14 protein-coding genes are annotated in these 12927 nt (G+C 69.3%); 7 read left to right on the forward strand and 7 right to left on the reverse strand.

Translation table 11 applies throughout. From position 1 onward, the window contains the following. Positions 1-422: 422 nt before the first annotated feature. Complete coding sequence (locus ACIQBL_RS22610) at positions 423-680, reverse strand: hypothetical protein (protein ID WP_401944437.1); 258 nt, start codon at positions 678-680, stop codon at positions 423-425. Then, complete coding sequence (locus tag ACIQBL_RS22615; RefSeq protein WP_401944438.1) at positions 677-1789, reverse strand: DUF1152 domain-containing protein; 1113 nt, start codon at positions 1787-1789, stop codon at positions 677-679. Before ACIQBL_RS22615 ends, ACIQBL_RS22610 begins: the two co-directional genes overlap by 4 nt. An 84-nt stretch (positions 1790-1873) precedes the next feature. Between ACIQBL_RS22615 and ACIQBL_RS22620 the strand changes: the two genes are divergently transcribed. Then, entirely contained in the window at positions 1874-2614 is a 741-nt protein-coding gene (locus tag ACIQBL_RS22620) for a GntR family transcriptional regulator (RefSeq protein WP_401944439.1), read from the forward strand. Positions 2615-2760: 146 nt separating this feature from the next. Further along, a complete protein-coding gene (locus tag ACIQBL_RS22625; RefSeq protein WP_401944441.1) occupies positions 2761-3198 on the forward strand; it encodes an ATP-binding protein in 438 nt (145 codons plus the stop codon). A gap of 170 nt (positions 3199-3368) precedes the next feature. Here the strand turns inward: ACIQBL_RS22625 and ACIQBL_RS22630 are convergent, their stop codons facing one another. The 3 genes from ACIQBL_RS22630 to ACIQBL_RS22640 all read right to left on the reverse strand — a co-directional run bounded on the left by ACIQBL_RS22630 (position 3369) and on the right by ACIQBL_RS22640 (position 6191). Beyond that, the gene (locus ACIQBL_RS22630) at positions 3369-3839 is read right to left on the reverse strand and encodes a hypothetical protein (protein WP_401944442.1); all 471 of its coding nucleotides are present in this window, start codon (positions 3837-3839) and stop codon (positions 3369-3371) included. A gap of 51 nt (positions 3840-3890) precedes the next feature. After that, a complete protein-coding gene (locus ACIQBL_RS22635) occupies positions 3891-4916 on the reverse strand; it encodes an NAD-dependent epimerase/dehydratase family protein (RefSeq protein ID WP_401944444.1) in 1026 nt (341 codons plus the stop codon). A gap of 396 nt (positions 4917-5312) precedes the next feature. After that, on the reverse strand, positions 5313-6191 hold the full coding sequence (locus ACIQBL_RS22640; protein WP_401944446.1) for an alpha/beta fold hydrolase: 879 nt from the start codon (positions 6189-6191) through the stop codon (positions 5313-5315). A gap of 202 nt (positions 6192-6393) precedes the next feature. Here ACIQBL_RS22640 and ACIQBL_RS22645 point away from each other — a divergent pair, with 202 nt between their 5' ends. From ACIQBL_RS22645 to ACIQBL_RS22665, 5 genes are all read left to right on the forward strand, one after another. Then, complete coding sequence (locus tag ACIQBL_RS22645) at positions 6394-7092, forward strand: response regulator transcription factor (protein ID WP_401944447.1); 699 nt, start codon at positions 6394-6396, stop codon at positions 7090-7092. A 204-nt stretch (positions 7093-7296) separates the two neighbouring features. Next, positions 7297-7773 carry a VOC family protein gene (locus ACIQBL_RS22650; RefSeq protein ID WP_401944449.1) on the forward strand — a complete coding sequence of 159 codons (477 nt, stop codon included), beginning with the start codon at positions 7297-7299 and terminating at the stop codon, positions 7771-7773. Positions 7774-7882: 109 nt separating this feature from the next. Then, positions 7883-8707, forward strand: coding sequence for an SDR family oxidoreductase (locus ACIQBL_RS22655; protein ID WP_401944451.1), 825 nt, complete (start codon positions 7883-7885; stop codon positions 8705-8707). Positions 8708-8925: 218 nt separating this feature from the next. After that, on the forward strand, positions 8926-9597 hold the full coding sequence (locus ACIQBL_RS22660; RefSeq protein WP_401944452.1) for an RNA polymerase sigma factor: 672 nt from the start codon (positions 8926-8928) through the stop codon (positions 9595-9597). Beyond that, positions 9594-10592, forward strand: a complete 999-nt coding sequence (locus ACIQBL_RS22665) for a hypothetical protein (RefSeq protein WP_401944454.1) — start codon at positions 9594-9596, stop codon at positions 10590-10592. The genes ACIQBL_RS22660 and ACIQBL_RS22665 overlap by 4 nt, the downstream gene beginning before the upstream one ends. Before the next feature lie 361 nt (positions 10593-10953). Here the strand turns inward: ACIQBL_RS22665 and ACIQBL_RS22670 are convergent, their stop codons facing one another. Together ACIQBL_RS22670 and ACIQBL_RS22675 are read right to left on the reverse strand one after the other, a co-directional pair. Beyond that, complete coding sequence (locus ACIQBL_RS22670) at positions 10954-12114, reverse strand: serine hydrolase domain-containing protein (protein WP_401944456.1); 1161 nt, start codon at positions 12112-12114, stop codon at positions 10954-10956. A gap of 151 nt (positions 12115-12265) precedes the next feature. Continuing rightward, entirely contained in the window at positions 12266-12925 is a 660-nt protein-coding gene (locus ACIQBL_RS22675; RefSeq protein ID WP_401945063.1) for a response regulator transcription factor, read from the reverse strand. Between the last annotated feature and the right edge of the window lie 2 nt (positions 12926-12927).

Genomic DNA, 12927 nt, shown 5'->3' on the forward strand with positions numbered 1-12927 from the left:
GACGACCCCTTCTCTGTTCAGGTTGCACGCCTTCAGAGACCGCTCAGGCTGTGGCCCGCGACTGTGTCGCCCCCCGGAGCCGACGGTCGGCAACCATCCCACCAGCAGAGGAGGGATCGCCCCATCCGGCTTTCCCCCTCACGTAGCAATGCGCTGTCCTCAGGGCGGTGCCGGGGGCTACCCCCCTAAGGATGCTGAGGCTCCCCCCGGCTGGCCCCGACCAGCAAGATCACGATCTACGGCTGGAGTATTAGGTAGCTGCTCCGCTTCAGCGGTAGGGGTCCCCATGAAGAAGTCATGGAGCAGCCCGTCCCAACCACGACGCGCCCCTATCTCTCGCGCCAAGCGTCTGATTGCTCTGCGCCCGTGCCGCGCGCGGGGAGCGGAGCGAGCCGCCTTGAACCCGTAAGGAGGGTTGTAACTCAGGTGTCTGATGGGTGTTGTGAGTCCGGTGCGCTGTCGGGTTTCGAAGCTGCTGCCATGCTTCGGGATTCCGTTGCTGCTCGCTGAAGTGCCTGGGCTACCTGCTCGGCGTCGTCCGGGGAGAGTTGCATCTCTTGGGTCCAGAGGATCGACAGCCTGATGTTGCCGGTCATCAGGTTCAGGGCAACGTCGGCTTCGGCCCCGGTGCCGGTGGCGTCCTGCACGGCCAAGTCGAGGTCACTTCTGAACACGCTCACGGTGACGGGGGCCCCGCTTCGATGGTGATGAGATCCCACAGCGGAGCCGCGTACTGCTCTGGCCTGGTCTCCATGAGCAGGGACCGCAGAGCTTCTCGCTGGCTGCCGGGAAGGTCCAGTACCTCGGTGAGGTGACGGAACGTCGTGTGAGTGATACCGCGGCTTCGGGCCATGTTCTCGAACTGGTCGAGCTGGGAAAGCACGGTAGTGGGGTCGAGCGTCTCCGCCGGCTGGTCCTTGAGCCATGCGGCCTTGTTGCGTTCGTAGTCGATCTCCGAGTAGCCACAGACTTCACGGCTGAGTGTCTCGACCTCGTCCAGGGTGGTTGTCGACAGGATGGCGCGAGCCAGCTCGTTGCGGCTCAGGGCGTCGTCCAGGTCGACCTCGTGCACGGTCGGGCCCTCATCCGTGAGCGGAATCGGGAGTCCGGCGTCCCGTACCTCGCAGATGCCTCGCACTCCTCGCGCTGTTGCGGCGAGCATTCCTGTTGCCTCGGAGGGGTGCCACTCCAGGATGGGGTCCACCTGCTCCGTGTCCCTCTCGGTGAAGGTGTGGACGAGAGGTCCAAGCAGGCTGTGCACCCTGTCGATGGGGAGCTCGCCGTCCAGACCGGGGCCGGCGACCAGGAGCCGGATGGGCGCGTTCACTTGGCAGCACGCGGCCAGCGTCAGGGCGTCGGCGAGCGGGCTCTTGAGTGTTGGTTCGTCGCCTCGCGCGAGGATGTCGCCGCCCACGTCCAGGAGGTCGATCGATGTCGGTTCCAAGTGGCGTACCAGCTCTTCGAGTTGGCGGGTGATGCCCTCGGCGCCGTGGCGCGGGTCGATGAGTGCGAAGGTGTGCGGGAGTTCTGCCGCAAGCCGCGGGAGGGTGGATCCTGCTGGAGCGATCGGGCGGGCCTCGGCCGACACTGACCAGACAGACGGAGTGAGCGGTTCGAGCCTTGTGAAATCGGAGGGGTTTCGAGGGCCTGGGGTGGGGTCGACCAACAGGCGGTCCCAGGAGTACGTGAGGATCACCGCCCGGTCCTGGTCGCCGTACAGGGCTGCGTCGAGCATTGCGGCAGCGACTGCGTCGCCCCCTCCTCCTGCTGCGACGATCAACCGCGTCATGTGCCCAAGATTACGGGTTCGGCCTCTGGCCACTCACCCTATAGTGGCTAGAGGCCATAGCCACTTGGACGAGGAGGGGTATGCATGCCCCAGATCGAAGAGGCGCAGCCGAAGTATCTCCAGATCGCTCACTACATCCGCGATCAGATCCTTCGGGGCGACCTGAGGCCGGGGGACGAGGTCCCCTCAGAGCGACAACTGGCGGCGAGCTGGAAGGTGTCCAGGCCGACCGCCGCACGGTCATTGGAAGCGCTCAGCCATCAGGGGCTCGTGGAGAAGCGGCAGGGGTCGGGCACCTATGTACGGAGCCTTGAAGTCAACCGGCGGGCACGGGAGTTGTACGGGCGGGCGCGGCAGACCGGGAAGATTTACACCCCCGGTGAGTATGCGGTGATTACCTCGGCCGGTTGGCTGAAGGCTCCGGATCACGTCGCTGAGGCGCTGGGTCTGGTGAAGGATCGTCGGGCGGTGCACCGTCGGCGCGTGACCAACAACCAGGACGGGCCCATCAATCTGTCCACTTCATGGTTCGCGCCGGACGTCGGGGAGCGGGCGCCCAAGCTCCTGGAGCCGGAACGGATCCAAGAAGGCACCTTGATGTACGTCGAGAACGTGACCGGGCGGCAGGGGAGTTACGCCGAAGACCGCATGTGCGCTCGGCAGGCGACCGAAGAAGAGACGGCGGACCTCGAACTACAGCCGGAATCGGCTGTCTTGATCGTGCACCACGTCGTGTTCGACCTCCAGGACCGGCCGTTGGAGTTCGCCGAAGCCACCTACCCGCCGCACCGCTGGGCGTTCGAGCAGGGGTATCCGCTCACCTGATGGTTCAGCATCTTCGTGAATCGCTTGCGTGACGTAAGTGGCCAATGCCACTATCCATTAAGTGGCTAAGGCCACTTGTGGGTGTGTGTGCTGCATCGAGACGGCAGTGCCTCGATGACGACGGCAACGGCAAGGAGTGAGCACGGATGATCTGCACGATCGACCGCCATCCCTCTGAGGACTCACCACGACTCGGAGCGATGAACCTGCATCCCTTACCCGACTCGGTGGGGATTGCGCGGCGCTGGTTCCGGAAGTTCATCGCTCCGTACGAACCTGCCTGTTCGGTCGATGACTGCGTGCTGATGATCTCGGAGTTGGTGACCAACGCCATCGTCTACGGCCGGTCCGAGGACCCGTGGGTCGTCAGAGTGGAGTGGTTCCGTGAGGGCACCTCTCTCCGGGTGGAGGTGCACAACCCGGGGTTTCCCGCGAACGTGCGACTGCGGTGCCCCGACGCCAACGATGCGCACGGGCGCGGACTACTTCTCGTCGACTCCATCGCCGAGTCCTGGCACCACGGGCCCAGCCGTTTCGGTGGGACGGTCGTTTCCTTCGTGGTGGCCGATGCCTGGACGACCTGATCCCGGTGCAGTCCGCTGATCGTCATCCACAGCAGACAAGGCCCAGCTCCCCGTGACCTGGGCCTTGTCTGCGGAACGAGGGGCGAGATGGTGCTCAGCGACCAGCCTCGCGCCCTCGGTTTTCACGGGCGGAGGGACAGCGGCCAGGAACCGGCCTCCCTACGACCCCCTCAGCCCACCGCATCCGGCTTGAGGGTGTCCTTGCAGACAACCTTGATCAGATTCTCTTTTAGTGCCTTCGTTCCGCGGTTCATGTAGCTGTGGCGGAGGTGGGCGTTGAGACGCTGGTCGTCCTTGGGAAACGAATCCGAGTCGATCTCCCTGCCGAACCGCTCGACCGCCTTGCGGCCTGTTACCGCCGGATGTGACAGCAGTGCGCCTACGGCTGCCTTCAGGTGCGCACGTACGAGCCGCGGCGCGGACCTGGCCGCGCGGCCCGGCTCCTGCGTGGTGATCTCGACGGCGCCGCCGACGCTCTCGAACGTGTCTGGATCGTGCCCGGTGAGCAGCGCGCCACCGGTCTGCTGACCCGGACCACGCGCGTCCGCCGGGCACTGACCGACGAGCGGTTCCGACGGGCGCCCCTCGCTGACGAAATGGGCGAGCGCCTGGAACACTTCAGCCGCCTCGCAGCTCAGCACCAACTGGGTGTGGGAGCCGGCGCGGTGGCCGTTCTGGAGGGATGAGCCGACTCAGGATGTGGAGGCCAGTGCAGCGAGGATCTTGGCCTCCTTTTCAGGGGCGATTCCGTGCTCCGCCCAGCGAGGGTGATCCACCGGGCGCCCGTCGGCCCGCAGCCAGGCCCATGTGTCCGTGATCGTCTCGATCAGAGGCCGGCACCGCAGCCCGGCCGCCACCGCCTTGGTGGAGTCCACCGACCACACGCCTGCGTGGGTACGCCACAGGGGCAACTCGGTCCACTGCCGGACCTCGTGCTCGATGAGCACCTCGGGCTCCACCCACACCGGGTGAGCCTTCGACTCGGTGACGGCAAGGCAGGCGAGCAGGAAGTCCCCGAACCCCATCCCCTCCGGATGGGCCAGGTTGTAGGCGCCGCCGGTGCTGGCAGCCGCCTGGTCCAGGGCGAAGGCCGCGACATCGCGTACGTCGACCGGCTGGATGATCCGGTCGGCCGGAGCCGGCGCCAGTACCGTTCCGCCCCGGTCGGCCCGGTTCAGCCACCACGGCAGCCTGCCCACGTACTCACCAGGCCCGAGGATGACCCCCGGCCGCAGGAACACCGCCCCGTCGCCGAACGCCTCGGCGACCGCCCGCTCCCCGCCGGCCTTCTGGAAGCCGTACTTGGTGGGCGACCCGTCCGCGCCGGTGTAGCCGAAGGACTCGTCCGCGTCCGACGGGCACTCCAGCACCTCGGACTCCTCGGTCAACCTGTGGTGCGGCCACCCCGCGTACACCGACACGGTGGACACGTGCACCCACCTCGCTACCGCATCGCGCAGAGCCTGCGCGGCCAGCCGCACGTCGCGCGGCGGAAACTCGGAACTCGACGTATCGATCACCGCGTCCCAAGTGCCCTGGGCAGCGAGCCGGTTGAGATCCGCCACCTCCGTACGATCACCGCGGACCGCACGTACCCCCGGGACATCTCGACCCGACCGGCCACGACTGAACGTCGTCACATCCCAGCCACGGCGCAGAGCTCCTTCGACGACGCACTTGCCCAGGAACCATGTGCCCCCCAAGACCAGAATCCTCATGGTCAAGATCCTGCCCTCCCGCAGTACAGGGGAGGAGAGGGGCTCCAGTTGTCTTTTGACAGGGTCACGAGCGCAATGCGGTGGCTGTCGGTTCTGGATCGCGTTGAGTGGAGAGTTGGGGAGGGGCTGGGGAGTCTGCACCCACGCTGGTTCGGCTGGGTTCGCATGGGCTCGGGTAGTGCGCGGGGTTCTTCTTCGAAGTCGTCACTCGTACATCCCAGCGTGCTGAGTCCGGTGAAGTCAGTGGATCGGCAGGCGCACAGCGGACAAGGCCCAGATCCTCGACCCAGGCCTTGTCCGCAGAGTGCGTCTCGTGGTGCGAACGGTCTCGCACCCTCAGCTTTCACGGGTGGTGGGACGGCTGCACGGAACCGGCCTTCCTACGACCGCCCCCCGTCAGACCGCCGCGTCCGGCTTGACCACCGTGCTCACGAAGTCGCCGATCGCGCCGAGCGTCGCGCCCAGCTGCTCGATCTGCGGGAAGTGGGCCGCGTCCGCGATCGGGGCGAAGTGGCCGTTGGGGAACGAGTCGGCGTAGCCGCGGCCGTACTTGAGGGGGGCTATGCCGTCCTCCTCGCCCCAGACGACCAGGACGGGCACGGTCACGCGGTGGAGGCGGCCGCGGAGCTTCGGGTCGTAGGTGAAGTGGTCGCCGCCGTAGACCGCGAGGGTCTGCTGGTTGGCGGCGCCCACGGCGCGCTGCTCGTCGGTGAACGAGGCGAAGTCGGGGCGGAACTCGGCCTTGGAGAAGGAGAGTTGGCTGATGTCGGCCGGGTTCATGCCGCGCGGGTCGACGACGCGGTTCTCGACCATGTGGGCGTGGATGCCGACCGCGTTCAGCAGCGTCAGCGCGCCGATGCGGCCGTGGTTGTCGCGCAGGGCCATCTCCGCGGCGATCCAGCCGCCGACGGAGTTGCCGATCACCATGACGTCCTTGAGGTCCAGGGTGTCGAGCAGGTCCAGGTAGGCGATGGCCAGGTCGGCGACGCTGTCGAAGCGCTCGGGGCGGGCCGTGCCGTCGAAACCGGGGTGGGTCGGCTTGACGACGTACACGTGCTCGGACAGGGCCGCCGATATCCCGGTCACCGTGCGCGGGCCGCCGCCGCCGTGCAGGACCAGGACGCCCGTGCCCTCGGTGTTCTCGCCGAACTCCTCGATGGTGAGGGAGAGTCCGCCGGGGAGGTCGACGGTGCGGGTGGCCGGGGTGGAGGAGGAAGAGGGGGAGGAGGAGGAAGAGGGGGAGGAGGAAGAGGGGGAGGAGGCAGGGGTCGTCATGGTTGGTCCTTGTCGGTTGTTCCGCTTGCTGCGAGCTGACTCTCATGAAGGTAGAGGGTCGGCTCTCTTTATGCAAGTTCACTCTCATGATGAGAGTGGAAGGTTTTACTTGAGTCACGCAAGTAGCTGTTACGGTGGATGGTGTGCGCGATGACGCGCCACGGTCCCGGTGGGCGGTGACCGGCACGCGAAGGGACCGGTCATGGACGCTCACATCGGCGAACCGGACGTCCTGGTCGTCACGAGCGACCCCGAGGACGTGGCGCTGCTCACCGCCACGTTGGAGTCGGCGGGACATCGCGTCGCCGTGGCCGGCGGGGCGGTGGAAGGGGTGGCCCGGCTGCGGGCGGGGCGGTTCGGGCTGGTCGTCTGGGACGCCACCCTGCCGGACAACAAGAACCTCGCGCGGGGGCGCCGCCTCGTCCTGGACCACCGCCCGCCCGTGCTCTTCCTCATCACCTGCGACTACCTCCACACCCTGCTCCCCGAACTCGGCGGAGGCGCCGAGGACTACGTCACCAGGCCCTTCCGGTCCGCCGAGATCCTGGCCCGGGTCGAGGTCCTGCTGCGCGGCCGACGTAGCGAGCCGTCCTCGGGAATGCCCCGCTACGGCGACCTGGTGCTCGACGAGGTGACCTGCCGGGCCCGGCGCGGCGCCAGGCCTCTCGACCTCAGCCCCGCCGAGTACCGCCTGCTGCGCCACCTGCTGGTCAACGCCGGGCAGGTGCTGTCCAAGGAGCAGATCAGCCGGCATGTGTGGAGCGACTTCCGCGCCACCGAGGCGATCGAGAAGCTGGTGTCGCGGTTGCGGCAGAAGGTGGATCAGGCCGATCCGGAGGAGCCCGCGCTGATCCATACGCGTCGTGGTTTCGGCTACGTGTTCGGGCGGCCCGGGGTGTGACGGCGATCCCCTTCGCCTTTCTGCGGCTCTGTGGCTCTGTGGCTCTGGGGCGGGCTGTCCGGAAGAAGTCAGGTTTCCCCGGTTTCCTGCAGGTGATGGTCGTGCACCTGGTCATGCGCCTGGTGGCGCGACCGCCCACCTGTCCACGGACCCCCACCTGTCCACGGACCGCCCACCTTCGCGGTCCGGCACCGAGGAGCCGCCATGACCCGCATCCTGAGGCCCGAGGACCAGTTCCACGTCGGCATCGTCGCCGAGGACTTCGACGCCACGAAGGACCAGCTCTCCCGGTTGTTCGGGTTCGAGTGGTCCGCGGAGATGGGCGGGCCCACGGAGGTGAGCCTGCCGGACGGCGACGCCGTCATCGACTTCCGGTGCGCCTACGCCTGCTCGGAGGGACCGGCGCCCCGGCTGGAGATCGTCCGACGGGTGCCCGGCACCTTCTGGGAGCCCACGCCCGGCTCCGGCATCCATCACTTCGGCTACTGGTCCGACGACGTCGGCGCCGACACCGCCGAACTCCAACGCCACGGCTACGTCACCGAGGCCACCCGCAAGGGCCCCGACGGCACCCTGTTCTTCGCGTTCCTGCGCAGCCGCGAACAGACGGGATTCCGGGTCGAGTTGGTGAGCAGGGCGGCCAAGTCGGCCTTGGAGCACGCCTGGTCGAACGCCGGTTAGCCCACGAACGCACCCCCCCGTAATAACCCCCAACCCCCAACCCCCTTCCCCCAACCCCCAACCCCCAACCCCCAACCCCCAACCCCCTTCCACCCCTTGAGGAGCGAGCATGACGACCGTAGGAATAGCCACCGGTGCCGGACGCGGGATGGGAGAGGCGTGTGCGCGGCGGCTCGCCGACATGGTGGACGTGCTGCTGCTCGTCGACCGGGACGAGGAGGGCGCGGCGGCGGTCGCGAAGGACCTCAACGCGGCCCGGCTCCGGGCCACCGCCGAGCCGTTCGCCCTCGACGTCACCGACCGCGAAGGCCTCGCCCGGCTCGCCGCGCGGGTCGCGGAACTCGGCACGCTGCGGGCCGTGGCGCACGCGGCCGGTATCTCGCCCACGATGGCCGACTGGCGGCGCATCTTCGAGGTGGACCTCGTCGGTACCGCCCTGCTGGCCGAGGCGCTGCGCCCGTTGGCCACGGCGGGCACCGCCCACGTGTACTTCGCCTCGATGTCACCGCTGCTCGCCGGGGTCGACCCCGCCCCGGACGTCGCCGCGATCCTGGACGACCCGCTGCGGCCGGACTTCCTGGAGAGGATCCGTGACGCCGTCGGCCCGGACCTGGAGAACACGGCCCTCGCCTACCCGTGGGCCAAGCACGGCGTGCACCGCTTCGCCCGCAAGGAGGCCGTCCGGCTCGGACCGGTCGGCGCCCGTGTCTGCTCCCTCTCGCCCGGCATCATCGACACCCCGCAGGGCCAACAGGAGGCGGCGAAGCACGAGTCGATGCAACGGCTGATCGATGCCACGCCGCTCGGCCGCACCGGCCGGTCGGAGGAGGTCGCGGCCGTCGTCGCCTTCATGCTGTCGGACGAGGCGAGCTTCCTGAACGGCATCGACGTCCTGGTCGACGGGGGTGTGTACGCGGCCGTCCGCGACCGGTGATTCCCCGATACCTCCCGGCTACCTCCCGACAGTCCTCAGCGAGCGGAAACCCCAGGTCACGTGCCTGGGGTTTCCTGCTGCGGCGGAGAGACACGACAAGTGACGGCACTCGCTACGAAGCTACGGAGCGATCGATGTCCGGTGGTCCCGAACGCATCCGGGGTTCGATGACAAGTACGGGGTGAGACCGTCGTCCGGCGGTCGGAAACGGAGATTCGGTGAAACCGAATGAAAAGGGTGAACCGGATGGACCGGGGAATCGGCGCCGTGGCGGCCTCCGCCGCCGCGACAGCGGCAGTGACCACAGCCGCGCCGGTGCCGAACACGGCGACAGCGAAGCCCAGTTGACGCGGTCGGCGCACGGCGACGCGGCGGCCTTCACGCCCCTCGTGACGGCACACTCGTCTGCCCTGTACGGCTACTTCGCCCGGCGCCTGCCCGCGGCGGCGGAGGATCTGCTCGCCGAGACCTGGTTGCAGGCGTTCGCCGCCCGGCGCACGTTCGACCCCGCGCGCGGTTCGGCCCGGGGCTGGCTGTTCGGGGTGGCCCACAACGTGCTCGCCCAGTACCTGCGGCGGGCGGGGCGCACGGAACCCGCGCCGGGACCGGATGTCATCGACCCCTGGCAGGTGGTCGACCAGCGGCTCGACGCCGCCGCACTGGCTCCCGCACTGCGCCGGGCGCTGGCCGAACTCCCTGCCGAGGAGCGGGAGTTGCTGCTCCTGATCAGCTGGGAGCAGCTCACCCCGACCGAGGCCGCCGCCGTCGTGGGCATCCCGGCGGGCACCGCCCGTTCGCGGCTGCACCGGGCCCGCGGCCGACTGCGCGACCGCCTCACGATGCCCCGCCCGGCGGGACGAAACCTGACCGCGACAGGAGACCTCGCATGACCATGCACGACGACACGGAGGCGAACGGTATGAACGAGCGAGGCGCACTGCTGGACTTCCCCGGCGCCGATCAACTGGCGACGGCGGGGCTCGTCGAGCCGTTGTCGGAGCGGGCGCTGGCCAGGGTGCTCGCGGAGGTCGAGGCCGCCGTGGCGACAGAGGGGGCGACGGCCACCGCGGGAGCGACGGCCGCAGCGCAGGCGTACGGGCCGAAGTCCGGTGTCGTCGCCGTGACGCCGATCCGGCGCCTGTCCTTCGGGATCGGGTCCGGGTCCGGGGCCGGGTCCGCGCGCCGCCGGGCCCTGATCGGGCTGCTGACCACGGCCGCGGTGGCGACCGGCGTGGTGACGTACGCGAACACCGGCGCGGCCCCGGCGGGCACCGGCACCCACAGCGGGGCCCGCGCGAACACCGCGTCCGTCTTCCTGGACGACATCTCCACGGTGGCCGCCACCCAGTCGGCCGCCAGCGGGAAGTACTGGAAGATTCGGACGACGGTCGGGGACGCGTACCTCTCGCAGTCCATGGACTACTACGTCATCAACAACGGCAAGGCGTACCGGAAGGGGCAGCGGCCCGACTGGCAGGTCGGGCCGAAGGACCTCGACTGGAAGGGCCTGGAGCAACTCACCACCGACCCGGCGCAGTTGCTCGCGCTGTTGCAGACTCCGCCGAGGCCCAAGAGCATCTCGCCCTTCGACCAGGCGGCCACCCTGCTCTCCGACTCGCCGGCCGGCCCGAAACTGCGCGCCGGGGTCTTCAAGGCGATGGCCGGACTGAAGGGCGTCAAGCTGCTCGGCCAGGTCAAGGACAGCACCGGGCGCGGCGGTACGGCGGTGGAGTTCGCGGAGGCCAGGAGCGTCGGCCGGGTGATCATCGACCCGAAGACCAGCGCGATCCTGGAGTACACCTTCACGTGGACCGCGGGACCCAGCAAGGGCAAGGCCACCCACTACACGGTCCTGTCGACGGGCTTCACGGACAAGATCGGCTGACACGGGAGGGCGGGGGGCGGCCTCAGCCTCCTCCCCCCGCCCGTCCGCCCGTCCGCCCGTCCGCCCGTCCGCGCATCACGCATCACGCGTCACGCGTCAGGCAGAGAGGCCGCCAGATCCTCCGACCGCCGGCTGCCCCGGCGGCGCTCTCTCCGTCCCTCGACGGGGCCGGGATCCGCACGATCCGCTGGACGCCCGACACCCGACGCCCGACGCCCGCCCGACGCCCGCTGGACGCCCGACGCCCGCTGGACGCCCGACACCCGCTGGACGCCCGACACCCGCTGCACGCCCGACACCCCTCCGCATCCGGCGGCCCGAGTTCGTCGACACCGTCGGCCGAACTCGTCCGCCGCTTCCGCTACTTCCCGCCGGCGGCGCAGAGTTCCGTGTCGATCAGGGCGTTCTGGGCCACCTCCGTGGACAGGTCGGACGCGCCGTCGCCCGTCGCCTCCAGGACCACGGTCCGGCGGCCGTCCGCGCTGACGCCGTCACGGGTGGTGTAGCCCATCAGGTCGCCCGCGTGGCTGTAGTAGACGCCGCCGCAGGTCAGGGGGATCTCCATCAGGCCGAGGCCGTAGCGTGCGCCGGGCCAGACGGGGTCCAGGGACGCGGCCCGTACGGTCGTCTTCATCTCGGCGAGCTGGGCCGGACGCAGCAGCCTGCCGCCCAGCAGCGCGGAGAAGAAGCGGGTCAGGTCGCCGGTCGTGCTGATCATCGCGCCGGCCGAACCGGCGGCCGTCGGGTTGAAGTCGGTGACGTCGATGGTGGGGCCGGTGCCGCCGAAGTCCGAGTAGCCGTGCAGGTGTTGGCCGGGGATGCGGGAAGAGGTGTCGGGGGCGGAGGTGTCGCGCAGGCCCAGTGGGCGGATGACGCGCCGGGTCACCTCCTGCTGCCAGGTGTGGCCGGTCGCCTTCCGGATGATCATTCCGGCGAGGATGTAGTTGGTGTTGGAGTACTCCCACCTGGTGCCGGGCGCGAAGTCCGGCGCGTGCCGCATCGCGATCCCCACGAGCTGCTCCGGGGTCCACGTGGTGTACCGGTCGGCCTCGAAACCGGCCACCGTGGCGATCGCGGGGAAGTCGGCGGTGTAGTTGAACAGCCCGCTGGTGTGGTTCAGCAACTGCCGTACGGTGACGGCGTTTCCGTCGTTGCCGTTGCCGTCCACCACGCCGGGCAGCCAGTGTTCGACGGTGTCGTCCAGCGACACCCTTCCCTCACCGACCAGTTGCAGCATCACCGTGGCGACGAACGCCTTCGTGCTGCTGGCGATCCGGAACCGGTCGGTCGCCCGTGCCACCCGCCCCGTCGCCCTGTCGGCAAGCCCGGTGGTGGCGTACCGCCGTCCGTCCGGACCCGTCGACTGGGCCACGACGGCCACGGTGCCCGTCTTCTGGATGGCGTCCACGCTCTCCTGAAGCGTGCTGCGACGCGACTCCGTGGCGCTCGCCGCGGGCGTCGCGAGGCCGAGTCCGACGGCGGCCAGCGCGGCTGCGGCAGTTAGGTGACGGAGTGTCATCATGGGCTGTCCCCTTGGGAGTTGGTGGTCCGGCACACCCGGATCGCGGTGCGCTCGGTGTGCTCACCAACCTAGGAAGACGGCACGCGGTGATCGATCCAGCGCGGGGGCCGGTCCGCCGTACAGCCTGCTGTACCCCGGCCCCGCGACGGCCTCAGGACAGTCGCCGCAGATCCTCCAGATAGCGCAGGACCGCCGCGACCCGACGGTCCACCTGGTCCGTCGGGGACAGGTCGAGCTTGGCGAAGATGCTGCGGATGTGTTTGTGGACGGCGCCGTCGGTGACGACGAGCTTCCCGGCGATGGCGGAGTTGCCCAACCCCTCGGCCATCAGGGCGAGTACGTCCCGTTCGCGGGGGCTGAGCCGCTCCAGGCGGGTGTCCTGGCGTGAGCGGGTGAAGAGCTGGGCGACGACCTCCGGGTCGATGGCGGTGCCGCCGGCCGCGACCCGCCGTAGCGCGTCGAGGAACTCCTCGACCCGGCCCACCCGTTCCTTCAGCAGATAGCCGAGGCCGCTCACCCCGCCGCCGAGCAGTTCGGTGGCGAAGCTCTGCTCGACGTAGGCGGACAGCACGAGGACGGCCAGGTCGGGCCGTCGGCGCCGGGCCTCGACCGCCGCGACGATCCCCTCGTCGGTGTGGGTCGGCGGCATCCGTACGTCGAGGATGGCGACGTCCGGCTTGTGCGCGTCGATGGCGTCCAGCGCCTCGTCGGCGGTGCCCGCGGTGGCCACCACGTCGAGCCCCTCGGCCCGCAGCAGCAGGGCCAGCCCCTCACGCAGCAACGGGTCGTCCTCGGCGATCACGATCCGCATGT

The sequence above is a fragment of the Streptomyces sp. NPDC088350 genome, assembly GCF_044753545.1.
Lineage (GTDB): Bacteria > Actinomycetota > Actinomycetes > Streptomycetales > Streptomycetaceae > Streptomyces.

Excerpts from the sequence above, each read along its gene's own strand:
- ACIQBL_RS22625 (WP_401944441.1), top strand. The coding sequence starts at position 2,761 with ATGATCTGCACGATCGACCGCCATCCCTCTGAGGACTCACCACGACTC.
- ACIQBL_RS22655 (WP_401944451.1), top strand. The coding sequence starts at position 7,883 with ATGACGACCGTAGGAATAGCCACCGGTGCCGGACGCGGGATGGGAGAG.
- ACIQBL_RS22635 (WP_401944444.1), bottom strand. The coding sequence starts at position 4,916 with ATGAGGATTCTGGTCTTGGGGGGCACATGGTTCCTGGGCAAGTGCGTC.
- ACIQBL_RS22675 (WP_401945063.1), bottom strand. The coding sequence starts at position 12,925 with ATGCGGATCGTGATCGCCGAGGACGACCCGTTGCTGCGTGAGGGGCTG.
- ACIQBL_RS22645 (WP_401944447.1), top strand. The coding sequence starts at position 6,394 with ATGGACGCTCACATCGGCGAACCGGACGTCCTGGTCGTCACGAGCGAC.
- ACIQBL_RS22615 (WP_401944438.1), bottom strand. The coding sequence starts at position 1,789 with ATGACGCGGTTGATCGTCGCAGCAGGAGGAGGGGGCGACGCAGTCGCT.
- ACIQBL_RS22670 (WP_401944456.1), bottom strand. The coding sequence starts at position 12,114 with ATGATGACACTCCGTCACCTAACTGCCGCAGCCGCGCTGGCCGCCGTC.
- ACIQBL_RS22620 (WP_401944439.1), top strand. The coding sequence starts at position 1,874 with ATGCCCCAGATCGAAGAGGCGCAGCCGAAGTATCTCCAGATCGCTCAC.
- ACIQBL_RS22650 (WP_401944449.1), top strand. The coding sequence starts at position 7,297 with ATGACCCGCATCCTGAGGCCCGAGGACCAGTTCCACGTCGGCATCGTC.
- ACIQBL_RS22640 (WP_401944446.1), bottom strand. The coding sequence starts at position 6,191 with ATGACGACCCCTGCCTCCTCCCCCTCTTCCTCCTCCCCCTCTTCCTCC.
- ACIQBL_RS22665 (WP_401944454.1), top strand. The coding sequence starts at position 9,594 with ATGACCATGCACGACGACACGGAGGCGAACGGTATGAACGAGCGAGGC.